28 protein-coding genes, 1 pseudogene and 1 riboswitch are annotated in these 24,884 nt (G+C 74.1%); of the genes and pseudogenes, 19 read left to right on the top strand and 10 right to left on the bottom strand.

Going from position 1 to position 24,884, the window contains the following annotated elements; translation table 11 throughout:
* Positions 1 to 729, bottom strand: a 729-nt coding sequence (locus ABZ873_RS21935) for a HAMP domain-containing protein (protein ID WP_360874599.1), incomplete at its 3' end; no start/stop codon positions are given.
* A 338-nt stretch (positions 730 to 1,067) separates the two neighbouring features.
* On the opposite strand from ABZ873_RS21935, the gene ABZ873_RS21930 reads away from it, so the two are divergent.
* Entirely contained in the window at positions 1,068 to 1,472 is a 405-nt protein-coding gene (locus tag ABZ873_RS21930) for an ATP-binding protein (protein WP_360874596.1), read from the top strand.
* Here ABZ873_RS21930 and ABZ873_RS21925 read toward each other — a convergent pair.
* The gene (locus ABZ873_RS21925) at positions 1,467 to 1,814 is read right to left on the bottom strand and encodes an STAS domain-containing protein (RefSeq protein ID WP_360874593.1); all 348 of its coding nucleotides are present in this window, start codon (positions 1,812 to 1,814) and stop codon (positions 1,467 to 1,469) included. The genes ABZ873_RS21930 and ABZ873_RS21925 overlap by 6 nt on opposite strands.
* Before the next feature lie 204 nt (positions 1,815 to 2,018).
* Here ABZ873_RS21925 and ABZ873_RS21920 point away from each other — a divergent pair, with 204 nt between their 5' ends.
* From ABZ873_RS21920 to ABZ873_RS21905, 4 genes are all read left to right on the top strand, one after another.
* Entirely contained in the window at positions 2,019 to 2,939 is a 921-nt protein-coding gene (locus ABZ873_RS21920; protein WP_360874590.1) for a SigB/SigF/SigG family RNA polymerase sigma factor, read from the top strand.
* 9 nt (positions 2,940 to 2,948) lie between these two features.
* Positions 2,949 to 3,380, top strand: coding sequence for an STAS domain-containing protein (locus tag ABZ873_RS21915; RefSeq protein ID WP_360874587.1), 432 nt, complete (start codon positions 2,949 to 2,951; stop codon positions 3,378 to 3,380).
* A complete protein-coding gene (locus ABZ873_RS21910) occupies positions 3,377 to 4,324 on the top strand; it encodes a sensor histidine kinase (RefSeq protein WP_360874585.1) in 948 nt (315 codons plus the stop codon). The genes ABZ873_RS21915 and ABZ873_RS21910 overlap by 4 nt, the downstream gene beginning before the upstream one ends.
* A gap of 127 nt (positions 4,325 to 4,451) precedes the next feature.
* Positions 4,452 to 4,916 (top strand): ATP-binding protein, encoded by a 465-nt coding sequence (locus ABZ873_RS21905; protein ID WP_360874582.1) that lies wholly within the window; start codon positions 4,452 to 4,454, stop codon positions 4,914 to 4,916.
* A gap of 34 nt (positions 4,917 to 4,950) precedes the next feature.
* Here ABZ873_RS21905 and ABZ873_RS21900 read toward each other — a convergent pair whose 3' ends face one another.
* Entirely contained in the window at positions 4,951 to 5,208 is a 258-nt protein-coding gene (locus ABZ873_RS21900) for a DUF5133 domain-containing protein (protein WP_360874579.1), read from the bottom strand.
* Between the two features lie 127 nt (positions 5,209 to 5,335).
* Here ABZ873_RS21900 and ABZ873_RS21895 point away from each other — a divergent pair, with 127 nt between their 5' ends.
* Both ABZ873_RS21895 and ABZ873_RS21890 read left to right on the top strand, forming a co-directional pair.
* Positions 5,336 to 5,458 (top strand): hypothetical protein, encoded by a 123-nt coding sequence (locus ABZ873_RS21895; RefSeq protein WP_360874577.1) that lies wholly within the window; start codon positions 5,336 to 5,338, stop codon positions 5,456 to 5,458.
* A 41-nt stretch (positions 5,459 to 5,499) separates the two neighbouring features.
* A complete protein-coding gene (locus tag ABZ873_RS21890) occupies positions 5,500 to 6,162 on the top strand; it encodes a DUF4230 domain-containing protein (RefSeq protein ID WP_360874574.1) in 663 nt (220 codons plus the stop codon).
* A gap of 44 nt (positions 6,163 to 6,206) precedes the next feature.
* Here ABZ873_RS21890 and ABZ873_RS21885 read toward each other — a convergent pair whose 3' ends face one another.
* The gene (locus ABZ873_RS21885) at positions 6,207 to 6,605 is read right to left on the bottom strand and encodes a VOC family protein (RefSeq protein WP_360874571.1); all 399 of its coding nucleotides are present in this window, start codon (positions 6,603 to 6,605) and stop codon (positions 6,207 to 6,209) included.
* A 62-nt stretch (positions 6,606 to 6,667) separates the two neighbouring features.
* On the bottom strand, positions 6,668 to 7,768 hold the full coding sequence (locus ABZ873_RS21880) for a mechanosensitive ion channel domain-containing protein (RefSeq protein ID WP_360874568.1): 1,101 nt from the start codon (positions 7,766 to 7,768) through the stop codon (positions 6,668 to 6,670).
* A gap of 112 nt (positions 7,769 to 7,880) precedes the next feature.
* On the opposite strand from ABZ873_RS21880, the gene ABZ873_RS21875 reads away from it, so the two are divergent.
* The 8 genes from ABZ873_RS21875 (at position 7,881) to ABZ873_RS21840 (ending at position 14,969) form a co-directional block, all read left to right on the top strand.
* Positions 7,881 to 8,102 carry a DUF6479 family protein gene (locus tag ABZ873_RS21875; protein WP_360874565.1) on the top strand — a complete coding sequence of 74 codons (222 nt, stop codon included), beginning with the start codon at positions 7,881 to 7,883 and terminating at the stop codon, positions 8,100 to 8,102.
* Positions 8,103 to 8,148: 46 nt separating this feature from the next.
* The gene (locus ABZ873_RS21870) at positions 8,149 to 9,048 is read left to right on the top strand and encodes a YihY/virulence factor BrkB family protein (protein WP_360874562.1); all 900 of its coding nucleotides are present in this window, start codon (positions 8,149 to 8,151) and stop codon (positions 9,046 to 9,048) included.
* Between the two features lie 171 nt (positions 9,049 to 9,219).
* Positions 9,220 to 9,882, top strand: coding sequence for a hydrolase (locus tag ABZ873_RS21865; RefSeq protein WP_360874559.1), 663 nt, complete (start codon positions 9,220 to 9,222; stop codon positions 9,880 to 9,882).
* A gap of 5 nt (positions 9,883 to 9,887) precedes the next feature.
* A complete protein-coding gene (locus ABZ873_RS21860) occupies positions 9,888 to 10,379 on the top strand; it encodes a DoxX family membrane protein (RefSeq protein ID WP_360874556.1) in 492 nt (163 codons plus the stop codon).
* Positions 10,380 to 10,430: 51 nt separating this feature from the next.
* A complete protein-coding gene (locus ABZ873_RS21855; protein ID WP_360874553.1) occupies positions 10,431 to 11,261 on the top strand; it encodes an alpha/beta hydrolase in 831 nt (276 codons plus the stop codon).
* Between the two features lie 104 nt (positions 11,262 to 11,365).
* Positions 11,366 to 12,319 (top strand): alpha/beta hydrolase, encoded by a 954-nt coding sequence (locus ABZ873_RS21850; RefSeq protein ID WP_360874550.1) that lies wholly within the window; start codon positions 11,366 to 11,368, stop codon positions 12,317 to 12,319.
* Positions 12,320 to 12,333: 14 nt separating this feature from the next.
* Entirely contained in the window at positions 12,334 to 14,214 is a 1,881-nt protein-coding gene (locus tag ABZ873_RS21845; protein ID WP_360874547.1) for an amidohydrolase, read from the top strand.
* Between the two features lie 113 nt (positions 14,215 to 14,327).
* On the top strand, positions 14,328 to 14,969 hold the full coding sequence (locus ABZ873_RS21840; RefSeq protein ID WP_360874608.1) for a hypothetical protein: 642 nt from the start codon (positions 14,328 to 14,330) through the stop codon (positions 14,967 to 14,969).
* 33 nt (positions 14,970 to 15,002) lie between these two features.
* Here the strand turns inward: ABZ873_RS21840 and ABZ873_RS21835 are convergent, their stop codons facing one another.
* The 3 genes from ABZ873_RS21835 to ABZ873_RS21825 form a co-directional block, all read right to left on the bottom strand.
* A complete protein-coding gene (locus ABZ873_RS21835) occupies positions 15,003 to 15,974 on the bottom strand; it encodes a helix-turn-helix domain-containing protein (protein WP_360874544.1) in 972 nt (323 codons plus the stop codon).
* Between the two features lie 91 nt (positions 15,975 to 16,065).
* Positions 16,066 to 18,777: an AAA family ATPase gene (locus ABZ873_RS21830; RefSeq protein WP_360874542.1), complete on the bottom strand. Its 2,712-nt coding sequence runs from the start codon at positions 18,775 to 18,777 to the stop codon at positions 16,066 to 16,068.
* Between the two features lie 198 nt (positions 18,778 to 18,975).
* The gene (locus ABZ873_RS21825; RefSeq protein WP_360874539.1) at positions 18,976 to 19,416 is read right to left on the bottom strand and encodes a hypothetical protein; all 441 of its coding nucleotides are present in this window, start codon (positions 19,414 to 19,416) and stop codon (positions 18,976 to 18,978) included.
* Between the two features lie 197 nt (positions 19,417 to 19,613).
* Between ABZ873_RS21825 and ABZ873_RS21820 the strand changes: the two genes are divergently transcribed.
* The 3 genes from ABZ873_RS21820 to ABZ873_RS21810 all read left to right on the top strand — a co-directional run bounded on the left by ABZ873_RS21820 (position 19,614) and on the right by ABZ873_RS21810 (position 21,738).
* Positions 19,614 to 20,381: an NPP1 family protein gene (locus tag ABZ873_RS21820; RefSeq protein WP_360874536.1), complete on the top strand. Its 768-nt coding sequence runs from the start codon at positions 19,614 to 19,616 to the stop codon at positions 20,379 to 20,381.
* A 108-nt stretch (positions 20,382 to 20,489) separates the two neighbouring features.
* A complete protein-coding gene (locus ABZ873_RS21815; RefSeq protein WP_360874534.1) occupies positions 20,490 to 20,741 on the top strand; it encodes an EF-hand domain-containing protein in 252 nt (83 codons plus the stop codon).
* A gap of 160 nt (positions 20,742 to 20,901) precedes the next feature.
* A complete protein-coding gene (locus tag ABZ873_RS21810; RefSeq protein WP_360874531.1) occupies positions 20,902 to 21,738 on the top strand; it encodes a class II glutamine amidotransferase in 837 nt (278 codons plus the stop codon).
* A gap of 3 nt (positions 21,739 to 21,741) precedes the next feature.
* On the opposite strand, the gene tsaD is transcribed toward ABZ873_RS21810, so the two are convergent.
* A complete protein-coding gene (gene tsaD / locus ABZ873_RS21805) occupies positions 21,742 to 22,806 on the bottom strand; it encodes a tRNA (adenosine(37)-N6)-threonylcarbamoyltransferase complex transferase subunit TsaD (protein WP_360874605.1) in 1,065 nt (354 codons plus the stop codon).
* 177 nt (positions 22,807 to 22,983) lie between these two features.
* Positions 22,984 to 23,139: riboswitch (cobalamin riboswitch) on the top strand.
* A 188-nt stretch (positions 23,140 to 23,327) separates the two neighbouring features.
* Here tsaD and ABZ873_RS21800 point away from each other — a divergent pair.
* Positions 23,328 to 23,699: pseudogene (locus ABZ873_RS21800) on the top strand (acyl-CoA thioesterase); the annotation flags it as partial.
* 61 nt (positions 23,700 to 23,760) lie between these two features.
* Here the strand turns inward: ABZ873_RS21800 and ABZ873_RS21795 are convergent.
* Positions 23,761 to 24,771 (bottom strand): YihY/virulence factor BrkB family protein, encoded by a 1,011-nt coding sequence (locus ABZ873_RS21795; RefSeq protein ID WP_360874528.1) that lies wholly within the window; start codon positions 24,769 to 24,771, stop codon positions 23,761 to 23,763.
* Positions 24,772 to 24,884: the final 113 nt, after the last annotated feature.

The raw sequence follows: 24,884 nt of genomic DNA, 5'->3' as shown, positions 1-24,884 counted from the left end.
GTCGACCCGGATCTTCTGGGTCAGGTCGCCCTGGGCCACCGCGGTGGTGACCTCCGCGATCGAGCGGACCTGCGCGGTCAGGTTGTCGGCCATGACGTTGACCGACTCCGTGAGGTCCTTCCAGGTGCCGGAGACGCCCTTGACGTCCGCCTGGCCGCCGAGCCGGCCCTCGGTGCCGACCTCGCGGGCCACGCGGGTCACCTCGCCCGCGAAGCCGGAGAGCTGGTCGACCATCGTGTTGATGGTCTCCTTGAGCTCCAGGATCTCCCCGCGCGCCGTGACGGTGATCTTCTGCGAGAGATCGCCCTTGGCCACGGCGGTGGCGACCTGGGCGATGGAGCGGACCTGCGCGGTGAGGTTTCCGGCCATGAAGTTGACCGAATCCGTCAGGTCCCGCCAGGCGCCTCCGACGCCCGGGACCTCCGCCTGCCCGCCGAGCGTGCCCTCGGTGCCCACCTCGCGCGCGACGCGCGTCACTTCGGAGGTGAAGAGCGAGAGCTGGTCGGTCATCCCGTTGAAGACCGTCGCGATCTCCCCGAGCAGCCCGTCCGCCGTATCGGGCAGTCTGGTACGGAAATCCCCGTCGCGTACCGCGGTCAGGCCGGCCAGCAGCAGCCGCAGCTCCACCTCGCCGATCCCGTTCCCGCCGATCCCGCTCTCGCCGACCCCCTGCTCCCCCGGGAGCGCCGGGGCCCTGCTCGGAGACTCGGTGCCCGTCCGCTCAGCCATCCCGCCAACCTCACTGTTCGACAACGACCGTGCCGGCGCACGGGAAAGGGACTGGGCACGCGGACACTCCGGGTCCCCGCTCCACCGGGGATCCGGTCGACCCGCACTGCACACGGTCAGTCGACGAAGGCTATCGCCGCCCGAAGGACCTTACGGCACCGCCGATCACTCGTACGCAACGCTTCCCGGCCCTCCCGGGGGAATCGACGGGATTCGAGGGGTGTAAGCCCCGACGGCGGGCAGACGGGTCCAGGACGGGCGAACACCGACGAAGTGGGGTGAGGACATTGGCGGTCAAGGCAGTGGGATGGGCGCGTTCGTTCCCTGTGGCGCGGGGGGTGCGGGCGGCCCGGCAGTGGACCGCCGGGCACCTGGCCTCGCTCCCGTGGACCGCGTCCGCGGCGGACACGGTCCACTCGGTCCTGCTCAGCGTGTCGGAGCTGGTCACCAACGCGCACCTGCACGCGGCGGGCACCGCCCACCTGGTGCTGACGTGGGACGGCTGCTGCCTGCACGTCAGCGTCGCGGACTCCGATCCGCGCCTGCCGCGCCCCCGGGAGAACGACGCCCGCTCCGACATGGGCGCCACCTCGGGCCGGGGGCTCGGCATCGTCGCCACCCTGGCCGACGACTGGAGCGTCCACGCCGTGCACGGGGGCAAGGCGATCACGGCCTGCTTCCGCCCCGGGGGCGGGCCCTCCCCGCACCGGGGCACGGCGCGGGACGGCTCGCTGTCCTCATGACGCGCCGACCGCGTCCTCGACGCTGGGGTGCACCGACAGCACGGTGTCGGCGCCCGTCAGGGCGAAGAGCCGGCGCAGCTGCTCCCCCGGCGCGGCGATGCGCAGGGTGGTGTGGTGGTGCAGGCGCAGCAGCAGGTTCAGGAACGAGGAGTCCCCGAAGGTGATGGAGCCGGCGTCCAGCACCACCATCCCGTGCCGGTCCGCCGCGGCGGCCAGCGCCTCCTCCAGCGGGGCCAGCGTGTCCTGGTCCAGCTCGCCGTGCGCGGCCACCACCCACCCGGCTCCGGCCGGGTAGCCGCCCCCGACCACACCTTCCTGGTTCACGTCCCTTGCTCCGGTCATGTCCGTCTCCGCCTCCCCGGATCGTCACCTACGGGCCTCCGCAAGGGAGTATGCCTGCTCATCGACCCGCTCAGACCGCCGGGAGCCCGGCGGCACGGGGCGGAGAGAGATTTTGAAAAAGATCCGGAGTACGACGAGTAAGAACGAGAAGTGGGGGCAAGAGCGCCCGAGCAGCCGTCAGTCACTAGGGAGGGAACGGCCACCATGTCTCGCTCGGCCACAGCCGTAAGCCCCATTCGCGCAACAGACGCACAGGTCACGACGACCGTGCCCAGCGAAACGGAAGCGCCGCCTCCGGAACTGGCACTCCCCGAGGTGAAGAACGCCCGGGAGGTGGCGCCGGGTGACGCCCGCGAGCTCTCGAAGCTCTTCTTCGGCCGGCTCCGCACCCTCGAAGAGGGCACGCGTGAGTACCAGTACGCCCGCAACACCCTCATCGAGATGAATCTCTCCCTCGTCCAGTTCGCGGCGCGCCGCTTCCGCGCCCGCGTGATGGGCGGCGGCCTGGACATGGACGACATCATCCAGGTGGGCATCATCGGCCTCATCAAGGCCATCGACCGCTACGACCCCGAGCGCGAGGTGGAGTTCTCCACGCTCGCCCTGCCGTACATCACCGGGGAGATCAAGCGGTACTTCCGCGACTCCACCTGGGCCGTGCACGTGCCCCGCCGCCTCCAGGAGCTGCGGACCGAGCTGGCCAAGGCGCAGGAGGCCCTGACCGACGTGCTGGGCCGCGCCCCCACGGTCAAGGAGGTCGCCCAGCACCTCGAACTGACCGAGGACCAGGTCATCGACGGGCTGGTGGCCGCGAACGGCTACACCAGCGGCTCCCTGGACACCGCCGAGAACGAGGAGGCGTCGGCGGCCACCCGGACGACGCGTCCGCTCGCGGAGCGGATCGGCCAGCCGGACCCGGCGATGGAGCTGTTCGAGGACTTCCACACCCTCGGGCCCCTGCTGGAGCAGCTGGACGACCGCGACCGGCTGATCCTCCAGCTGCGCTTCGGCCAGGAGAAGACCCAGGCCGAGATCGGTGCCGAGCTGGGCATCTCCCAGATGCAGGTCTCGCGCCTGCTCTCGCGCACCCTGACCCGGCTGCGGGCCGGGATGCTCTCGGCGTAAGCGGCGGGCATGCCCTCCCCCGACCGGCACGACGCATCCGTGCCACTCCCCGGCGCGCAGTCACTCTTCGACGACCGGGGGTGGCCGGACGCCGTCGTCCGGCTGGGGGACACCCGCCCCGGGGCCGCGGCCCCGGCGCTGAGCGCGCTGCCGCTGTGCGACCGACCCGGCGCACTTCTGCGCGGCAGCTGCGATCTGGACACCCGCCCGATGCTGTGTGCGGCGCTCGGCGTCGTCACCCGTATCCCGGGCCGGGTCGTGCACCTCGACCTCGCGGCCGTGGCCTTCCTGGACACGGCCGCGGTCGCGGCACTCGTACAGGCGACCGTCACCGTCACCGGACAGGGGCGGCGCCTGCTGCTGCACCACCCGCCGTACTCGCTCCGCAAGGTAGTGGAGATGTTCCCGGACGAATGTGCCGCGCTGGAGGTCGCAGCATGATCAACCTTCGAGGGTCCGCGGACCCCGGGGCGTTCCTCCACTCCGCTCTCTTCTATGAAGGACAGGCGCAGTACCTGGCGGACGTGGGGGCCTTCGTGCGCGCCTCCGTCACCGCCGGGGAGCCGGTGCTCGTCGCCGTGCCCGGTCCGCGCCTGGACGCCCTGCGCGAGAGCCTGGACCTCGGCGGCGCCGAGGTCACCTGGACGGACATGACACCCGCCGGCCGCAATCCCGGCCGGATCCTCGCGGACCTCCAGGAGTTCACCGACCGCCACTCCGGCCGTCCGGCCAGGATCGTGAGCGAGCCGCTGTGGCCGGGCCGCTCGGAGGCCGAGCTGCTGGAGGGCACCCGCCACGAGGCCCTGGTGAACACCGCCTTCGCCGGCCGCCCGGCCACTTTCCTGTGCCCGTACGACGTCCAGGGCCTGCCGGCCGCGGTGGTGTCGGACGCGCGGCGCACCCACCCCTCGGTGACCGAGCGCGGCGAGTGCCGGACCAGTGCGGCCTACGCCGGCGCCGGGCCCGTCGTCGCCGACTGCGACCGCCCCCTGCCCGAACCGGAGGGCGGCGCGCCGTGGCTCCCGTACACCCACGGACAGCTCGGCGAGGTACGCGAGTACACCGAGGGCTGGGCCCGCGGCACGGCCCTGAGCCCGCTCCGGCGCGGGGACCTGGTCCTCGCGGTCAGTGAGGCGGCGGCCAACTCGCTCTCCCACGGGGGCGGGAAGGGCGCGCTGCGGCTGTGGAGCACCCCCGGCGCCGGGGTCGTGGCCGAGATCCGCGACGGCGGCCACCTGGCCGACCCGCTGGCGGGCCGCCGCCGCCCCACGCTGGCCTCCGCCCACGGCGGTCGCGGCCTGTGGATGATCCACCAGCTCTGCGACCTGGTCGAGATCCGCGCCGCGGCCGACGGGCTCACCCTGAGGCTGCACATGGCCGGCTGAGCCCGATGCGCGGACAAGATCGCCCGGTGATCCGCAGGACAGGCCCTAGACTGTCACGGGCGTGCGCGAGGGCCGGACGGTGATCGCGAACAGCAACCAGTGTCGACGACGGGGGTGAAGGACCACAGTGGAGACCATCGGGCCGGGGACGGGCGATCCTCACCCCTCCGGGCTGTCCGTTGCCGGGCAGCGGCGCCGGCTCGCCCTGGCGGGCGTCCGCGGCCATGTGGCCAAGGGACGCGATTTCACGCACCAGGCCCTCGTGGACTGGGGCTGGGACGGCAACGAGACCGCCGACGACGTGCTGCTGCTCGTCTCCGAGCTGCTGACCAACGCCTCGCTGCACGCGGGCGGCTGCGTCGAGCTCGTCCTCACCGCGGGCCCCGCCCTGCGGATCGAGGTCTTCGACGGTACGACGACCCTCCCCCGGCGCCACCCCTCCCCGCAGCGGGGCGTCCCCGGCGGCCACGGCCTCTACATCGTGGAGCGCCTGTCGGACCGCTGGGGCAGCAGCGTCCACGACCACGGGAAAGCCGTCTGGGCCGAGGTCGAGGCGTCCCGGCTGGCCTCGGGCCGGCCCGCCGGCGAGTGATCCCGCCCGCGGCCGGCCCGGTGGATCCCGCCGGTCAGGAAGCCGCGGAGCGACGCGGCACGGGCCGCGGTCCCAGCACCGAGTCGTCGTAGGTCCGCGCGCCCGGCAGGCTGTAGCGGGCCGCGGTCAGCGCGGCGTGCACATCGGAGGTGCCCGTGGCGACGCACAGCAGATAGCCGGCGTCCTCCAGCCGACGGCGGGCCAGTGGGGTGCCGCTCTGCGCGTCCAGGACCGACAGGGCCCAGTAGCGGTCGACGAGGCGGGGAAGCACGGCCGGGTGAGCCATCAGCATGAACGGGGTCCTTTCGGGTGACCGGTCGTCGTCGTTGACCTCCGCGTGCCCCTGATCGGCGTACGTACACCTCCGCCACCTCCGCCCGGAAGGGCGTCAATGCGGCGGACCGGGGCATCCGCCCGGTATGACATCGCATCCGTACGTCCCGCTGGCCCTGAGCCCGGCGCCGGGCCCCGCCTGGCTGCACCTCGTCGTCATCGCCTTCGCCCTCCTCGTCCTCGTGCACTCGCTGGCCCGCCACCGCTAGGGCCGCTGCCTGGCGGCCCGTTCGCGGGGTATCCGGGGGGCATGGAGACCTCTTCGGATCGACCGGGCGGCTCGCGCGGCCCGTGGTGGGCGCGGATCACCGTCGCCCTTGTCGTGGTCGCGGTGCTGGTCGCCCTCCTGGGGTGGTTCGGCCGCTTGCCGTCCTTCGGCGACGTGTTCGGCTCGCAGACGCGGGACCGGTCCGGTCCCGCCCTGCTCAAGTCCCTCCAGGACATGCACCGTTACGAGGCCGCCGTGGGCAACTTCCAGGTGGTGGTGGACCTGGAGAAGGACGCGGCCTTCCTCCCGGACGCGATCCGCGGCACCCGCACCCTGTACGTGGGCGCGGGCACGGTCAGCGGCTATGTGGAGATGGGCGGGCTGGACGACGGCAGCGTCACCGTGAACGCCGACCGCACCGAGGCGTCCATCCGCCTGCCGCGCCCCGTGCTCGGTACGGCCGCCCTGGACCCGGAGCGCTCGTACGCGGTGTCCAAGCAGCGCGGTCTGCTGGACCGGCTCGGCGATCTCTTCTCGGACAACCCGGGCAGTGAGCAGGCCGTGCAGAAGGCGGCCGCGCAGCACATCCAGGACGCGGCCCGGGACAGCGGTCTCGCGGAGCGGGCGGAGCGGAACACCACGGCCATGCTGGAGGGTCTGCTGCACTCGCTCGGATTCCGCACGGTGCACATCAGCTACGGATGAGGCGCATCCCCCCGCCGCCCGCCGGAGCGGCGGGGGGTGCGCGGTCAGTCGCGGCCCGCCGCGAGGACGAAGGCGTGGCCGGCCGGGTCGGCGTAGCGGCGCACGGTGGTGCGGAAGCCGGGGACCGCGGTCTCGTCCTCGGCCGCCACGGGCCGGGCCCCCAGGGCGACGGCCTCGCGCTCGGCCTCGTCGAGGTCGGCCTCGGCGACGAGGATGGACAGCCGGGCCTGCTGGTTCCCCTCGGGGACGGGCCAGCTGGGGGCGACGCGGCCGGGGTCGCGGCGGACGCCGAGGACGACCCCGGTGGCGCCGGTGACGAGGAACAGGTCGCCGTCGCCCGGCGCGGGACCCACGGTGCCGCCGAGGAGTTCGGCGTAGAACCGTGCCAGCGGCTCGGGCTCGGCGCTGTCGAGGACGAGGACGGATGTCTTGGGTACGGTCATGCAGGCCGTGTGCCCTCGGTCGGCGCCGGTACACCGTGCGGGCGCGGACCGGCCCGCCGCGGTCAGCGCGGGCCGCCCTGCCGCGGTACGCGTCCGGTGGTGCCGAAGCCGCCGGGTGCGGGGCCCGCGTCCGGTGCCGGGGCGAAGACCAGGCGGGGCAGGGCCTGCGGGTGCTTCTCCGACAGCCAGGCCACCAGCCGCTCGCGGACGGCGCAGCGGACGGTCCACAGGTCGTCGGCGTCCTTGGCGGTGACGATCGCGCGCACGACCATGCTGGTCGGGGTGGTCTCGGTGACGGCGACGTCCCAGCCGCGGCCGTCCCATTCGGGGCACTGGTGCAGGATCTCGTGGACCTTGTCGCGGATCAGGTCGACGGGGGCGCTGTGGTCGCAGTGCAGGAAGACCGTGCCGGTCATCTGGACGCCGCCGCGGGACCAGTTCTCGAAGGGGCGGGTGGTGAAGTAGGAGACGGGCATGGTGATCCGGCGCTCGTCCCAGGTGCGGACGGCGAGGAAGGTGAGGGTGATCTCCTCCACGACCCCCCATTCCCCGGCGACGACCACGGTGTCCCCGATGCGGACCATGTCGCCGAAGGCGATCTGGAAGCCGGCGAAGAGGTTCCCGAGCGTGGACTGGGCGGCTATGCCCGCCACGATGCCGATGATGCCCGCGGAGGCCAGTACGGAGGTGCCGAGCGCGCGGAAGCTCGGGAAGGTGAGCAGCATCGCGGCGACCGCGACGACGGCGACGACCGCGGTCACGACCCGCATGATCAGGGTCACCTGGGTGCGGACCCGGCGGACCCGGGCCGGGTCGCGGGTGCCGGTGGCGTAGCGGGCGTACCCGGATTCGACCACGGCGGAGGCCAGGCCGACGACGAGCCAGGCGCCCGCGCCGATCAGGGCGAGCAGCAGGACCCGGCCGACGGCCGCCTCGTGGTCCCGCAGCGGCTCCCAGGCGGTCTGCTTGTAGGCGCCCCGGAGCAGCGCGGCGAACAGCACGATCTGCAGGGCGGGGCGGCAGCGGCGCAGTGAGTGCCACAGCGGTGTCTCGGGATGGCGTACGTCGGCTCGGCGCAGCAGCCGGTCGACGGCCCATCCGGCCGCGACGGTGAGCAGTGCCGAACCGCCCAGGACGGTCAGGAGGCGAAGAGCGGTGTTCATGTCTCCTCAGTCGGTGTTGGCGGCATGGACTTCACGCGCCTGCCCCGAGAGACAGGGGCGACACCAGGGGCTTTCGAACGTTCACGGCGGTGATCGGGGGTAGACGCGGGCCATGAACCTCTCCACAGCGTTCCTCTCGGCCGAAGCGTCCCCCTCCCTGCTGCTGATCGTGGTCGGTGTCGCGATCGCCGTGCTGCTCATCGCCGCGTTCTGGTGGGGCAGCCGGCGCGTGGCCCGGCGCCGCCGGCCCTCCGCCGGGGTGACGCCGCAGCCGCGCGGAGGCTCCTGGCAGACCCCGCAGGACGACCCCGAGCAAGGGCATCCGCGCCGCTGAGCGCGCGGGCACGCATGACCGGGGGCGCGCGGGGCACGTGCGCCCCGTGACAGACATTCCGGGCCCGGCCGTGCGCCGGGCCGGCCGAGCCTCCGTCGTCGCGGCGCGCAATCGCGCCGCGCTCCTGCGTACCGCCGCGCGGATGTGGACGGACAACGTCGCGGACCAGGCGGCCGCGCTGACCTATTACGCCGTGCTGGCACTGCTGCCCGCGCTCGTCATCGCGGTGTCCCTCGTGGGGCTGCTGGGCGCGGAGAGCAGGGACCGGCTGGTGACGCAGCTCACCTCCTACGCCCCGCCGCAGTCCGCGCAGGTGCTGCGGGATGCCCTGGACGGCCTCACGATGGCCCATACGTCGATGTGGGCGCTGCTCGTCGGCGCGCTCGTGAGCGCGATCTGGTCCGCGTGCAGCTATCTCGCCGTGTTCCGGCGGGCCCTGCACGCGATGCACCGGGTGCCGGACACCCGGCCGCCGCTGCGGGCCGCGCACACCCTGATCATCACCGCCACGCTGCTGCTGGTGCTGCTGGTGGCGGGCGCCGCCGGGCTGGTGCTGTCCGGGCCGGTGGCCCGGTGGGTGGTCCGGGCGGCGGGCGGGGACGGGAGCAGTGTGTACGGCATCGCGCTGCTGCGCTGGCCGGTGCTGCTGGTGGTGGTGATCCTGCTGGTGCTGGTGCTGTTCCGGACCGGGCCGGCCCAGAGCCGGGGCACGCGGCGGGGACTGCCGGGCGGGGTGCTGGCGGCGGTGCTGTGGCTCGGCGCCTCGGCGCTGTTCACCCTCTACACCGAGCTGGGCACCTACGGCCGGCTGTACGGCTCGCTGGCGGGGATCGTCGTCTTCGTGATCTGGCTGTGGTTCGCGAACCTCGCCCTGCTGACGGGCGCCTGCTTCAACGCGGAGCGTGCCCGGGAGCGGGAGGAGGCGCGGGGCGGGGAGCTGCCGTAGGTCCTCCGCCGCGGTGCGCGCGGGGGCAAGTGGCCGGGCGCGCAGGGGCAACCGCGCTGATCAGCGCGCATCTACGTTCGGGGAGTGGCCGGTCGCGGGAGTCCGCGGGCGGTCGCTCCCCTTCTGTGTGCCTGCTCCTTGCAGCCCGTTTTCCGCGAGAGGAACCCTCCCATGTTCGACATCACCCGGGTGCACGCCGCCCCCAGCGAGGATCTGCTCACCCCCGACAACGCGGTCATGGTCTTCGTGGACCACCAGCCGCAGATGTTCTTCGCCACCGGCAGCGGGGACCGCGCGGCGATCATCAACAGCACGGTCGGGCTGGCGAAGGCCGCCCGCGCCTTCGAGGTCCCGGCGGTGCTGACCACCGTCGCCGCCGAGTCCTTCTCCGGCCCGATCCTGCCGCAGCTGGCGGCGGTCTTCCCCGGCCAGAAGCCCGTGGACCGCACCAGCATGAACGCCTGGGAGGACGAGGCCCTGGTCGAGGCGGTCAAGGCCACCGGCCGCCGGAAGATCATCCTGTCCGGGCTGTGGACCGAGGTCTGCCTGGTGCTGCCCACGCTGTCGGCGCTGGAGCAGGGCTACGAGGTCTACGTGGTCGCCGACGCCTCCGGCGGGGTCACCCCGGCCGCCCACGAGCACGCCCTCCAGCGCATGATCGCCGCCGGCGCGGTGCCCGTGACCTGGCTGCAGGTCCTGCTGGAGCTCCAGCGCGACTGGGCGCGCCAGGAGACGTACGGCGCCGTCACGGAGATCGCCAAGGAGCACGCGGGTGCCTACGGCCTGGGTGTGGTGTACGCGCAGAGCATCCTCGGCGCGCACGCGGCCGGCTGACCTCCTTGGACACCGGACTCCTTCTGCTGCGGCTGCTGGTGGGCCTGCTCATCGCCGGCCACGGGGTCCAGAAGATCAGCTCGCACCTGGGCGGCCAGGGGCTCGACGGCGGGGCGCGGGAGTTCCGCGCCGACGGCTTCCGCGGCGGGGCGCTCACCGCCCTCGCGGCGGGCGGCGGCCAGATCGGCTCCGGGCTGCTGCTGGCCGCCGGGCTGCTCACGCCGCTCGCCGCCACCGGGGCCATCGGGGTGATGACCGTCGCCCTCACCGTGAAATGGCCGAACGGCCTCTGGGTGCAGCACGACGGCTACGAGTACCCGCTCGTCCTGATCGGCGCCGCCGCCGCGCTCGCGGCCACCGGCCCCGGCGGCTGGTCCCTGGACGGTTTCCTCGGCCTGGCGCCCTACCCGCTGTGGTGGACGGCCGTGGTCCTCGCGGCCGGGCTCGGCAGCGGCCTCCTCAGCCGGCTCGTCCTGCACCGCCCGCCGGCGGCGTAGCCCGGCCCCCCTTTTGTTCTTTCCCGTACGCACACGAACTGGAGCACACCCATGCCGTACATCAAGGTCGCCGAAGGCACCTCCGCCCCCGTCGAGCTCTACTACGAGGACCACGGCGCGGGCCGTCCCGTCGTGCTGATCCACGGCTGGCCGCTGAACGGGGCCTCCTGGGAGAAGCAGACCGCCGCGCTGCTCGCCTCCGGCCACCGGGTCATCACGTACGACCGGCGCGGCTTCGGCCGCTCCGACCAGCCCGCCGACGGCTACGACTACGACACCCTCGCCGCCGACCTGGACCGGCTGCTGACCGCGCTGGACCTGCGCGACGTCGTCCTGGCCGGCTTCTCCATGGGCACCGGCGAGGTCACCCGCTACCTCGGCGCCTACGGCTCCGAGCGGATCGCCAAGGCCGTCCTGATCGGGGTCGTACCGCCCTTCCTGCTCAAGACCGACGACAATCCGGCCGGGGTCGAGGGCTCGGTGTTCAAGGGCATCGAGGAGGGTGTCCGCGCCGACCGGTTCGCCTTCGTCAGCCAGTTCCTGGCCGACTTCTACAACACCGACGTGCTCGGCGGCGAGCGGATCAGCGAGGAGGCCGTCCGCGCCAGCTGGAACGTCGCCGTCGGCGCCTCCGCCAAGGGCACCCTCGACTGCGTGCAGGCGTGGCTCACCGACTTCCGCGCCGACCTGCCCCGCATCGACGTCCCCACCCTGATCATCCACGGCGACGCCGACCGCATCCTGCCCGTCGACTCCACCGCCGTCCCGCTCGCGCGCCTCATCGACGGGGCCGAGCTCAAGGTGATCCCCGGCGGCCCGCACGGCCTGCTGTGGACCCACGCCGACGAGGTGAACTCCGCCCTGCTCGCCTTCCTCGGCTGAGCGGGTCCCCCTCCGGCGCGCCGGTGGCCGTCTCCCGCCCGGGAGCGGCCGCCGGCGTGATCCTGAACCGTCCCCCCACCCCCGTCCCCCGAAGGAGCCCCCCTGTGCCCAGCCGCCCCGTCCTGGAGCCCGCCGCCCAGGCGTTCGCCGACGCCACCGCGAAGCCGCCGTTCCTCTACGAGATCCCCGTCGCCGAGGGCCGCAAGGCCGTGGACGACGTCCAGAGCGGCGAGGGCGTCACCCTCCCGCCCGTCGACGAGGAATGGCTCGCCGTGCCCGGCGGCCCCACCGGCGAGGTCCGCACCCGTATCGTCCGCCCGGCCGGCGCCACCGGCCCGCTGCCCGTGATCCTCTACGTGCACGGCGCGGGCTGGGTCTTCGGCAACGCCCACACCCACGACCGGCTGGTCCGCGAGCTGGCCACCGGGGCCGGGGCGGCCGTGGTCTTCCCCGAGTACGACCTCTCCCCCGAGGCCCGCTACCCCGTGGCCATCGAGCAGAACTACACCGTCGCGCAGTGGATCACCACCCAGGGCCGGGAGCACGGTCTCGACGGCGGCCGCCTCGCCGTCGCCGGGGACTCGGTGGGCGGCAACATGAGCGCCGCGCTCACCCTGATGGCCAAGGAGCGGGGCGATGTCCGCTTCGTGCAGCAGGTGCTCTTCTACCCGGTGACCGACGCCTCCTTCGACACCGAGTCCTACCTCCAGTTCGCCGAGGGCTACTTCCTGCGCCGGGACGCCATGCGCTGGTTCTGGGACCAGTACACGACCGAGCCGGCCCAGCGCGCCGAGATCACCGCCTCCCCGCTGCGCGCCGACACCGCACAGCTCGCCGGGCTGCCGCCCGCCCTGGTCGTCACCGCCGAGGCCGACGTGCTGCGCGACGAGGGCGAGGCGTACGCGGCGAAGCTGCGGGCCGCCGGGGTGCCCGTCACGGCGCTGCGCGCGCTCGGCACCCTCCACGACTTCGTCATGCTGAACGCCCTGCGGGAGACCGCGGCCGCGTCCCTCGCCATCGGCCTGGCGGTCAGCACCCTGCGCGAGGCCCTGGCATGAGCGGGAGCCCCAGCATGCCCGTGGCCGGCATAGCCCCGGCCGGGGCCGCCGCCACCCCGGGCGGTGCCCCGGCCGACCTCCTGGTCCGCAACGCGAAGGTGTACACCGGGGATCCGGCCCGCCCGGAGGCGCGGGGGCTCGCGATCCGCGACGGCCGGATCCTGGCGCTCGGCGACGACCACGAGCTGTCCGGGCTCACCGGCCCCGGCACCCGGGTCGTGGACGCGCTCGGCCGCAGGGTGGTCCCCGGGCTGAACGACTCCCACCTCCACGTCATCCGCGGCGGCCTGAACTACGTCCTGGAACTGCGCTGGGACGGGGTCCGCAGCCTGCGCCACGCCCTCGCGATGCTCCGCGAGCAGGCCGGCCGCACGCCCAAGGGGCAGTGGATCCGGGTGGTCGGCGGCTGGACGGCCGAGCAGTTCGCGGAGCGCCGGATGCCGACCGTCGCCGAGCTGAACGCCGCCGCGCCCGACACCCCGGTGTTCGTGCTGCACCTGTACCAGTCGGCCCTGATGAACAGGGCCGCCGTCCGCGCCGCCGGGTACACCCGGGAGACCCCCGACCCGCGCGGCGGCCAGATCGTCCGCGGCCGGGACGGCGAGCCCACCGGGGTGCTGCTGGCGGCACCCGGCGCGCTGCTGCTCTACTCCACCCTGGCCAAGGCCCCGGCCCTGGACGCCGCCGACCGGCGCACCTCGACCGTGCACTTCCTGCGCGAGCTCAACCGCTTCGGGCTCACCTCGGCGCTGGACGCGGCCGGCGGCTTCCAGAACTTCCCCGGCGACTACTCCACCGTGGTGGACCTGGCCCGCTCGGGCGAACTCACCCTGCGCATCGCCTACTACCTGTTCCCGCAGACGGCGGGGCAGGAGCTCGCGGACCTGCGGCGCTGGACGCAGACGGTCCGGCCCGGGGACGGCGACGAGTGGCTGCGGCTGGCCGGCGCCGGGGAGAACCTGACCTGGGCCGCCGCCGACTTCGAGAACTTCGCCGAGCCGCGGCCCGCGCTCGACGCGGACTACGAGACGGAGTTCGAGCAGGCGGTCCGGCTGCTGATGGAGCACGGCTGGGGCTTCCGGCTGCACGCCACCTACGACGAGACCATCCGCCGGAACCTCACCGTCTTCGAGAAGCTGGCGGCGGAGGGCCTGTTCCCCGGCGGGCGGCGCTGGCTGTTCGACCACGCCGAGACCGTCTCCGACGACAGCCTGGACCGGATCGCCACCCTCGGCGGGGCCGTCTCCGTGCAGAACCGGATGTCCTTCCAGGGCACCGTCTTCCGCGACCGGTACGGGCCGGAGCTCACCGCCCGGACACCACCCGTGCGGGCCATGCTGGAGCGCGGGCTGCCCGTCGCCGCCGGGACCGATGCCACGCGCGTGTCCTCGTACAACCCCTGGGTGGCGCTGCACTGGCTGGTCACCGGGCGCACCGTCGGCGGGAGCGCCCTGCGGCCGGCGGCGCAGCTGCTCGGCCGGGAGGAGGCCCTGGCCCTGTACACCCGGGGCGGGGCGCGGCTGACCGGCGAGGAGGAGGTGAAGGGCGTGCTGCGGGAGGGGTGTTACGCCGACCTGGCGGTCCTCTCGCACGACTACCTCAGCGTGCCCGAGGCGGAGATCCCGGAGATCGAGTCCGTGCTGACGGTGGTCGGCGGGCGCGTGGTGCACGCCGGGGCCGAGTACGCCGGTCTGGAGGAGGCCGTTCCGCCGGTCTCCCCGGCGTGGAGCCCCGTCGCCCGCTTCGGCGGCTACGCCTCTGGGGCCCGCCAGGCCGAGGCGATGGCCGAGGCGGTCGCCGAGTCCGGGCGGCACCACGCGTGGCGGGCCGCGCGCGAGGACACCGTGCCCGGGGCGGCCGCCCCGGGTCCCGTCGACCCGTGCTTCGCGCACTGAGCGGGGAGGACCGGCCGATGAGTACGGGACCCATCCCGGCGGATACCGGGGACGGAACGGCCGGGAGGCAGGCGGGTGGTTCCGGGCGGCGGTTCGAGCCGGATCTGCGGGCGATGACGCGGATCAACCTGCACCCGATCGCCTCGCCCATGCCGCTCGGTTTCTTCACCGTGGCGATCGCCTCCGTGCTGACGGGCTGTCTGCAGCTCGGGATCCTGGAGGCGGCGGACCGCCGGGCCGTGGCGCTGTGCGTGCTGCCCGCCTTCGCCCTCCAGTTCCTCGTGAGCGTCCTCGCCTTCGGCGCCCGGGATGTCGTCGCGGCCACCCTCATGGGCACCTTCGCGGGCAGCTGGCTCGCGTACGCCCTGGTCATGGGGGTGGGGGCGGCCGGCGGCCACCGGGTGCTCGGCGTCTTCAACCTCACTCTGCTGTGCTTCGGCGCGCTGATGGCGGCGGTGACCCGGCCCAAACGCGCCCTGTGGCTCGTCCTGGTGGTCTCCCTGCCCCGCTGGGCGGCGACCGGCCTGGCCGGGCTGACCGGGGCGGACTGGCTCGGTTACACGGCCGGGGCGTTCGGGCTGCTGGTGGCGCTGGTGTCCGCGTACGCGGCGTACGCGCTGATGCTGGAGGACATGCGGGGCGAGGAGGTGCTGCCGATCGGCCGCAGCGGGCCGGCGCATCACGCGGTGGAGGGCGATCTCGGGGTGCAGCTGCGCAACCTGGAGCGGCAGGCGGGTGTGCGCCGCACGCTGTGACGCGCCGCGGGCCGGGCGCCGGGCCGGGCGGGGTCAGTCCTCGCCCGGCCGGGCGCCGCCGCTGCGGCTGTACGCCTGCCACTCCCGCGGCGACATCCCGTACGCCGCCCGGAACGCCCGGCTGAAATGCGAGGGGCTGACGAAGCCCCAGCGCTGGGCCACCGCCGACACCGCCGGTGCGCTCCCCCGCGCCAGCTCCCGGCGGCAGCGCTCCAGCCGCTCCCGGAGGATCCAGCGGCCCACCGTGGTCCCCTCGGCCCGGAACAGCTTGTGCAGGTAGCGCACCGAGACATGGTGCTCGGCGGCGATTCGCTCCGGGCACAGTCCGGGGTCGCCGAGCCGGCTCAGTACGTACTCCTGGACGCGGGCCAGCATGCCCCGCGCGGCTTCTGGGGCGCGCGGGTCCAGCCGGCCCTGGCGTTCGCGGACCAGGACCGCGAGCAGGTCGGTGGCGGTGAGGGCCAGCCGGTGGGCGGTGCCCGCGTCGAAGCCGGCGGCCTGCTCGGCCAGCCGGTGCAGATAGCCCGCCACGAGCCCGGAGGTGCCGCGGCCGCCGTGGAAGAGGGTGCCGGTGACGGCCCTCAGGTCGGTGTCGGAGAGGCCGAGGCCCTGTTTGGGTACCCGGAAGGCCGTGAAGCGGAACTCGTCGGGCTGCTCGCGGCGGTAGGGCCGTCCGGCGTCCGAGCAGGTGAAGGTGCCCGGCCGTACCAGGGCCTGGCGGCCGTCCTGGGTCAGCCGGGCGGTGCCGCGCTGCTGGAGGGTGACGGTCAGGTACTCGCCGCCGCCCTGGGCGATCCGGCGTGCGCTGCGCGAGACGGTCTGCGGGCCGGCCTCGACCACGGAGACCTGGAGCGGGCCGAGCCGGTCGCTGCTGATCGTCCCGGGCGAGGGCAGGCGCTCGTGGAGGTCCACGTCGAGCGGGATGAAGGTGCCCGACACCAGGTCGTGCCAGTGGTCGGCCCGTTCGGACGGGGCCAGCCGGGAGGTGGAACGGACGACGGCCATGGGCGACTCCGGGTGCGGTGCGGGGTGTTCGGCTCCCACTCTCGGACGGGACGGCGCCGCTGCCATCCGTCACATGACGTACGTCGTCCTCTCAGTCCCCCGGTTCTCCCTCGACGACATCGCGCAGCTGACTGCGCGAGGTCACCCCGAGCACCGGGAACGCCTGGTAGAGGTGGGTGCCGACGGTGCGCGGGGAGAGCACGAGCCGTTCCCCGATCTCCCGGTTGGTCAGTCCGCTCGCCGCCAGCCGGACGATGCGCTGCCGCTGCGGGCTGAGCGAGCGCAGCGCGCTGCGCCGTGTCGACTCCACGGCGACCCCGGCCGCCCGCAGTTCGGCCTCGGCGCGGGCCGCCCAGGGCGCGGCGCCCAGGCCCTCGAAGATCTCGCGGGCCTTGGTCAGGGCGGTGCGGGCCTCCGCGATCTGGCGCTGCCTGCGCAGCCATTCGCCGTACTCCAGCCAGACCTGGCCGCGTTCGAAGGGCCAGCGCTGCCCGGCCGGTTCGTCCAGGGCCTGGCGGAAGTACGGGCCCGCCTCGGCCGGTGCGGCGAGGAGCGCGGCGGCGCGCAGCAGGATCTGCCGCATGCGCAGGGAGGCGCCGTCCCCGACCTCGGCGGTGACCCGTTCCAGGACGGTACGGGCCTCCTCGGCCTGCCCGGTGAGCACGGCGGCGGCCGCGTGGTCCGCGACGGCGTAGCAGGAGAGGTGGTAATGGAGGGGTGCGCCGGATCCGTCGAAGAGCGCGCGGAGGTGGCGGTGGGCGGCGGCGTGGTCCCCGAGGGCGGTGGCGGCGCAGGCGGCGGCCCGGCGGGCGCGGACGGTGGTGGCGAGGGCGCAGGCCGGTTCGGTGACGGCGAGGACCGCCGCCGCGTGGCGCTGGGCCTCGGTGGTCTCCCCGGTGAGGGCGCACAGGGTGGCGAGGACGGCGAGGGCCCGTACGGTGCCGAGGTTGCGGCGGCCGGAGAGGAAGCGGTCCGCGAGGCGTTCGACGCCGAGGCGGGCGTCGGCCCAGCGGCCGCAGTCGAGGTGGGCCAGGGCGAGGTCGGCGGCGGTGGTCCCGGCGTGGAAGTCGGCGGCGTCCTCCCACTGCGGGTTCACCACCTCGCCGAGCAGGCTCACCGCGGTCTCGGTCTCGTCGAGGATCATGCACAGCACGCCGAGGGTGTGCTTGTGGGTGGGGAGCAGGCCGGGGGCGGCGGTGACGGCCGGCAGGTGGCCGCGTACGGCGGCGCCGTGCCGGTAGGGGTCGGTGACGCCGATGTCCCAGAGGTGGAAGGGGTGCGTGGCCAGGGCGGGGTCGCCGTCGCGGGCGGCGAGCATGGGGAGGATCCGCTCGCGCTGGGCGGGGATGCCGGAGTGGTAGACGATGCCGGTGGCGATGGTGGAGATGCCCCCGTCGATCTGCGCGGGGCCGGGCAGATCGTCCGGTACGACCAGGCAGAAGGCCCGTTCCATCCGCAGCATGAGCATTTCGACGAGCCCGCTGAACGCGGAGATCCAGCGCAGGGCCTCCGGGTCCCCGTCGAGCCGGGAGGCCAGCGCGGCCAGTTCCTCGGCGCGTGCGATGTCCCCCGCGACGACGGCCGCGTAGGCGGCGGTGGCCTGGAGGCGGGCGCGTGCGCTCGGGGCCGGGTGCAGCTGGGCGGCCCGTTCCAGCCCGGCCAGGGCCTCGGCGACGGCTCCCCGGCCCAGCGCCCGCAGTGCGGCCGCCTCCAGGGCGGTGGAGACCGAGACGTCGGGGGTGACGGTGGCGGCGGACAGCTGCCAGGCGCGGCGGTCGGGGTCGTCCGTGAGGACGTCGGCCAGGGCGAGGTGGGCGCGCCGGCGCTCGGCGAAGGGGGCGGCGCCGTAGATCGCGGAGCGGATCAGGGGGTGGCGGAAGTCGATCCGGTCCGCGTGCAGCCGTACCAGTCCGGCCCGTTCGGCCGGGAGCCATACGTCCGCGGGGGTTCCGGGCGGCAGCGCGGCCATGACCTCGGGCAGCCCCACGCCCTCGGCGGCGGCCGCCACGAGCAGGGCCTCACGGGTGGCCCCGGGCAGTGCGTCGACCCGGTCGGCGAAGGTCCGCTCCAGCAGGTCGGTGACGGGGACGGGCACGGGCCCGGTGGCGGGGACCCGCCCGTCCCGCGCGGCCGAACGGGCCAGCTCCACCAGGGCCAGGGGGTTCCCGGCGGCGGTGGCGAGGACCTGGCGGCGGGCCGGGCCGACGGGCGGTTCGGGCTGCGCGCTGAGCAGTTCCTCCGCCTCGGCGGGTGCGAGCGCGGTCACCACCAGCAGCGGGACGGACGGGTCCAGCCAGTCGGGCCGGTGGGATCCGCGCGCGGCGACGAGCAGGCCGATGGACTCGCCGGCGAGGCGCCGGGCGAGGAAGCCCAGCACCTGGCAGCTGCCCCGGTCGAGCCACTGGGCGTCGTCCACGGCGAGCAGCAGCGGCCCGGCCGAGGCCACCTGGGAGGTGAGGGTGAGGACGGCAAGGCTCATCATCATCAGGTCGGGCGGGGTGGGGTCCTCGCCGAGGCCGAAGGCGCTGAGCAGGGCGCGGCGCTGACGGACCGGCAGGGCGTCCACGCCGTCCAGGACGGGCCGGAGCAGCTGGTGCAGGCCGGCGAAGGCGAGGCCGGTCTCGGCGGTGTTGCCGCGGACCCGCAGCACCCGGGTCCCGGCCCGCCCGGCCTCCTCGGCGGCGGTGTCGAGCAGCAGGGTCTTGCCCACGCCGGGCTCTCCGAGCAGCAGCACGGAGGCGGCCGCCGCGTGCGGGGAGAGTGCCTCGGCGATGAACGCCCGTTCTTTCTGACGCCCGATCACCACTGAACTCCTGGAACTCTTCGCACGGGTGCGGCCCGCCCGTTCGAACAAGGGGGCGGGCGGCACTCGCCGGAGCATAGTCGGAGCGTGCGCCGGGCGGAATTCGGGAGGGCCTGCGGCCGGACGGGCCCCGGGCCGCAGATCGTGCGGGGGGGGCAGGCCGCGGACGTTCGGGGTCCGGTCGCGGATCGTGCCAGGTCAGGCCCCGTGCGGCCGGGTGAGGAAGTGGGTGCGGGCCGCGGGGAGGTACATCGGGACCACGACGGCGGCGGCGAGCAGGTCGGGGACGGCCGACAGGAGGGGCCAGAGGCCGAGTTCCGTACCGCTCATGGAGAAGTCGTTGGCGAGGAAGAGCAGGGAGCCGACCCCGATCAGGGCGAGGACCAGCCGGGCCCAGCCGTGGCCCGCCCGCATCCGCAGGCCCACGGCCAGCCAGCCGGCGAGGAAGAGGAGCAGCACCCCGCCGGAGAGGGCGAGCTGGCGGGCCGCGCCGCCGGTGCCGGAGGTGGCCGTCAGCTCGTCGTAGCCGGTGGGCGCCACGACGAACGCGCCGAGCGCCCAGACCGCGGCGTGCGCGGCGACGGCCGCGCAGGTGAGTGCCCATGCGGCCGCGATCTCCTTGGGCTGCCTTCCGTCCATGCCGAACTCCTCACTCCTGGGCGCCTGTACGACCTGTGAGAGGGATGCTGAACGCGTTCGGTTCCGTTTGCGCGGCCGTCGCGTGGCGCGGGCCTCTTGCCGCCCGGGCTCCGGTGCCCAAGGATGCCTGCGGACGTACCGGCCGACGGGTCGGTACGCACCTCCCGCCGTCATGACGTCACGTCAGGAGACATGCTTTGCACCTGAGTTGGCGCACCAGAAGATCCCTCGGAGTCCTCGGCGGCGCCCTCGCCCTGGTCCTCGCCGTCCCCCAGGTGGCCTTCGCCGCCCCGCCGCCGGCCCTGCCCGGGAACGCCGACGCGATGGAACGGGCGTTCCAGCCGGCCTACGACTACGACACGGACGGCTGCTATCCGACGCCCGCGATAGGCCCCACCGGCGTGCTGAACGCCGGCCTGTCCCCCACCGGCGCCCTGAACGGCAGCTGCCGGGACGCCTCGGACCTCGCCAACACCAACGGCTACTCCCGCGCCAGCTGCAACAACGGCTGGTGCGCGATCGTGTACGCGCTGTACTTCGAGAAGGACCAGGCGATTCCCGGCATCAGCCTCGGGGGCCACCGGCACGACTGGGAGCACGTGGTGGTGTGGGTGCAGGGCGGGGAGGCGAAGTACGTCGCGACCTCCGCGCACGGGGACTTCACCGTCCACGCCCGGGACCGGATCCGCTGGGACGGCAGCCATGCCAAGGTCGTCTACCACAAGGACGGCATCGGGACGCACTGCTTCCGCGCGGCGAACACCAACGACGAACCGCCGGAGAACCACCGCGGGACCTGGCAGTTCCCGACGCTCGTCGGCTGGTCGGGCTATCCCGCGGGCCTGCGGGAGAAGCTGAGCCAGGCGGACTTCGGCAGTGCGCACTTCGGCCTCAAGGACGGCTCCTTCGCCTCCCACCTGGCCAAGGCCAAACCGCCGGGCATCCCCTTCGACCCGTACGCGTGACCGGGCGATGAGAAGCCCCGCGAGGCAACCCCGCGCGGGCGTACCGCGTCCTCCTGGGCAACGCGCGCCCCACCGGACGGCGCACGCACCGCGGAGAGGACCCATGTGATGAGCGAGAAGGCCCGGCGCCTGTTCGACGCCCTCGACCTCGACCAGGACGGGACGCTGACCCGTGCCGAGGTCATCGGCGCCCTGCGCTCCAAGGGCCCGACCCTCGCCGCGCAGGGGGTGATCCCCTTCTGGGGCGTCGGGGACGACGAGGAGTCCTCGGCGCTGTTCGACGCCGCCGACCAGAACGGCGACCGCGTGCTGAGCTTCGAGGAGTTCGCGGCGGTGGCAGACCGCCGCTTCGGCTGGTAGCCGCGGGCGGGGGGCGGCGCCCGCCCCCTGTGGCGACCCCGGGCACCCGGCGTGAGAATGGGAGCGGCGTCGGGGCGCCCTCCGCGCGATGGGCTCGGCCCCCGTCCACCCGTGCGCGGCGGCAGCGCACCGGACGGGGCGACGGGTCGGGTGAGCGCTCATGTGCCGGTGGCTGGCGTATTCGGGAACCCCTCTGCTGCTCGACACCATCCTGTACAAACCGGCCCACTCGCTGATCGACCAGAGTCTGCATTCGAAGCTGGGCGTGGAGACGACGAACGGCGACGGCTTCGGGGTGGGCTGGTACTCGGACGGCAACGACGGCACCCCCGCGCTGCTGCGGGACGTCGGCCCCGCCTGGAACAACCGCAATCTGCGGGAGCTCGCGGACCACGTCACCTCGCCGCTGTTCTTCGCCCACATCCGGGCGTCGACGGGTACGGCGGTGCAGCAGACGAACTGCCACCCCTTCCGGCACGGCCGCTGGATGTGGATGCACAACGGCGCCATCTCCGGCTTCCACGCGATGCGCCGCGATCTGGCGATGCTCGTCGACCCGCTCCTCTACCCGGAGATCGAGGGCACGACGGACTCCGAGACGATGTTCTACCTGGCGCTCAGCTTCGGCCTGGAGACGGACCCGCCGGGGGCGGTGGCCCGGATGGTCGGCACGGTGGAACGCATCGGCCGCGACCACGGGGTGGAGAACCCGATGCAGATGACGGTGGCGGTGACCGACGGCACGAGCGTGTGGGCCTTCCGCTACTCCAGCCAGGGCACGTCCCGCTCGCTCTTCTACAGCAGCCGCGTGGACTCCCTGCGCAGGCTCCACCCCGACATGCGCTTCCTCCAGGAAGTCTCGGACGAGACCCGCCTGGTGGTCTCGGAACCCCTCGGCGATCTGCCGGGCGCCTGGCACGAGGTCCCGGAGAGCAGCTACGGCATCGTCGGCCCGGGCGCGGACTCCCTGCACCCCTTCACCCCCGAGCGGGCCTGACCCCTACCGCCCCGCCGCCACCGCCGGCCGCGGAGCCGCCGGATGCAGGGCCGCGTACTCCAGCGGCGCGGACGGGTCGATCGAGAGGTCGAGCTGTGCGGGCTCCGCGCCCGCGCGCACCAGCAGGTCCCCGACGGCGGCGATCATCGCCCCGTTGTCGGTGCACAGCGTGAGCGGCGGGACCCGCAGCTCGACGCCCGCCGCCGCGCACCGTCGCTCCGCGAGCGCCCGTACCCGTGAATTGGCCGCGACCCCGCCGACGACGACCAGGGTGCGCACCGCGTACTCCCGGCAGGCGGCCAGCGCCTTGCGGGTGAGCACGTCCGCGACGGCCTCCTGGAGGGAGGCGGCGCCGTCGGCGAGCGGGATCTCCTCGCCGTTCTGCCGGTGCCGCTCGGCCCAGCGGGCGGCCGCCGTCTTGAGCCCGGAGAAGGAGAAGGCGTACGGGTCGTCGCGCGGCCCGGTCAGCGGGCGCGGGAAGGCCACCGCACGGGGGTTCCCGGTCCGGGCGGCGCGGTCGATGGCGGGCCCGCCCGGATAGGGCAGGCCGAAGACGCGGGCCACCTTGTCGAAGCATTCGCCGGCGGCGTCGTCGACGGTGTCGCCGAGGTGCAGGATCGGGTCGCGCACCAGGTCCCGTACGAGGAGCAGCGAGGTGTGGCCGCCGGACACGATGAGGACCACGCACGGATCCGGCAGCGGGCCGTGCTCCAGGGTGTCGGCGGCGACGTGCCCGGCCAGGTGGTGGACGCCGTAGAGCGGTACCCCGGCGGCGAAGGCCAGGCTCTTGGCCCCGGCGAGGCCGACCTGGAGGGCGCCGGAGAGGCCCGGTCCGGTGGTGACGGCCACGGCGTCGATGTCGCGCATCCGCATCCCGGCCCGGTCCAGGGCCTCCTGGACGACCGGGTTGAACGCCTGGAGGTGGGCGCGGGCCGCGATCTCCGGGACGACGCCGCCGAAGCGGGCGTGCTCGTCCATGCTCGACGCGACGACATGGGCGAGGAGTCTGCCGCCGGACACGATCCCCGCCCCGGTCTCGTCGCACGACGACTCGATGCCCAGCACCACCGGAGCGCCCACGGCCTCCCCTTTCGCATACGGATCTTTCTTGCAAGTTATGTGCAACAAGGTACCGGCTCGGGTGAGGTGCGGCTCACGCGCGAGCGGCGGCTCCGCCCGGCACCCCGTGGCCTAGGGTGTGCCGTGCAGCTGGTTCGCCCCCGCCGTCCGGGCGGGAGGCGTCGCAAGAGGGAACCCGGTGGGAATCCGGGACTGCCCCGCAGCGGTGAGCGGGAACGACCGCCGTTCTGAAGCACTGGGCCCGTCCGGGCCTGGGAAGCGACGGCCAGTAGGAGCCCGCCGGGAGAACCCCGGCAGGCGTGCCCGCGAGTCCGAAGACCTGCCGCTGCCCGTGCGCGACAGCCGCGCGCGGTGATCTCGGTGGCCTCGTGGGCGGGCCGGCGACGGCGGGCCCCGACGGGTCCGCCGTTCCTTCGCGCCCGCGCCGGTCCCCGGGCATGCCACGACTCGCGAAGGAGAGTTCCGTGACCGCGGACACCACCGCAGGCTCCAGGGCCCACAAGGCACCGGCCGACTCCCGTGTGACCCTCGCCCACATCATGAGCGAGCACGACACCAACCTCTACGGCACCATCCACGGCGGCGTCGTGATGAAGCTCATCGACGACGCGGCCGCCGCCTCCGCCGGACGCCACGCGGACGGGCCCGCGGTGACCGTCTCGGTCGACCGCATGACCTTCCTGGCACCGGCCCGCGCCGGGGACCTGCTCACGGTCCACGCCGCGCTCGACCGGGCCGGGCGGACCTCGATGACGGTGGCCGTGCGGGTCACCGCCGAACGCTGGAACGCCACCACCACCCCCGCCACCGAGGTGGCCACCGCCCGGCTGACCTTCGTCGCCATCGACGCCGAAGGCCGTCCGCGGCCGGTGCCCGCGCTGACGCGGGAGTGAGGGGGCGGGTACGGCCGGGCCGCGCGGCCCGGCCGTACCCGACGGGCCCTCAGGCCAGGCGGCGACGCGCCTTGTCGTTCCACTCCCGGGTGTCGCGGGGGCGTACATACGGCTCGTCGTCCGGGGTCATGCCGCCCGCGATGGCCCGCTGACGGGACAGCTCCGCGTCGAACTCCAGGCCGAGGAGGACGGCCAGGTTGGCGAGCCACAGCCACACCAGGAAGACGATCACACCGGCGACCGTGCCGTACGTCTTGTCGTAGGAGCCGAAGTTCGCCACGTAGAAGGCGAAGCCCGCGGAGGCGGCCAGCCAGATCGCCAGGGCCACGAAGCTGCCGGGGGTGACCCAGCGGAAACCCCGGCCCTTGGCGTTCGGCGCGGCCCAGTACAGCAGCGCGATCATGGCGGCGACGAGCACCACCAGCACGGGCCATTTCGCGATCGACCAGACGAGCAGCGCGGTGTCCCCGATCCCGAGCAGCGCACCGGCCTGCCGGGCCACGCCCCCGGTGAAGACCACGATCAGCGCGCTCGCGCAGGCCAGCAGCATCAGCGTGACGGTCAGCGCGAGGCGCAGCGGCAGGACCTTCCACACCGGGCGGCCCTCGGGCACGTCGTAGACGGCGTTGGAGGCGCGGATGAAGGCGGCGACATAACCGGAGGCGGACCACAGGGCCATGGCCAGACCGGCGACGGCGACCACGGATCCGAGGCCGCCGCGGCCCTGGAGCTGTGTCACGGCGTCCCCGATCACGTCCTGGACGGAGGCGGGCGTCAGCCCGCTGACCGCGTCCAGCACCCGCTGGGTCGTGGACTCGCCGACGAGGCCCAGCAAGGACACCAGGACCAGCAGGCCGGGGAAGAGCGCCAGCACCCCGAAGTAGGTCAGGGCCGCCGCCCGGTCGGCCAGCTCGTCGTCCGTGAACTCCCGTACGGTGCCGCGCAGTACGGCCCGCCACGAGCGCCAGGAGAGCTCACCGGGCCGGTCGGGGGCGCGTTCGCGCACCCGCTCGTCCGGGCCGGCACCGGCACGTCCGTCCGCTGTCACCTCGTGCCCCATGACCGGCGCCCCTTCCACTCGGCGGCATGCCCCCCGCTTGCCCCGGCCCGGACCGCGGAAACGGCGTACGCGCCACGGGGGCCGGGGCGCCTACAGTGGACGGACCGGACCCA

Origin of the sequence: Streptomyces sp. NPDC047014, from assembly GCF_040644195.1 — a bacterium.
Classification (GTDB): Bacteria; Actinomycetota; Actinomycetes; order Streptomycetales; family Streptomycetaceae; genus Streptomyces.
The sequence above is the reverse complement of the archived record's forward strand: the minus strand, read 5'-3'. Positions and strand labels throughout refer to the sequence as shown.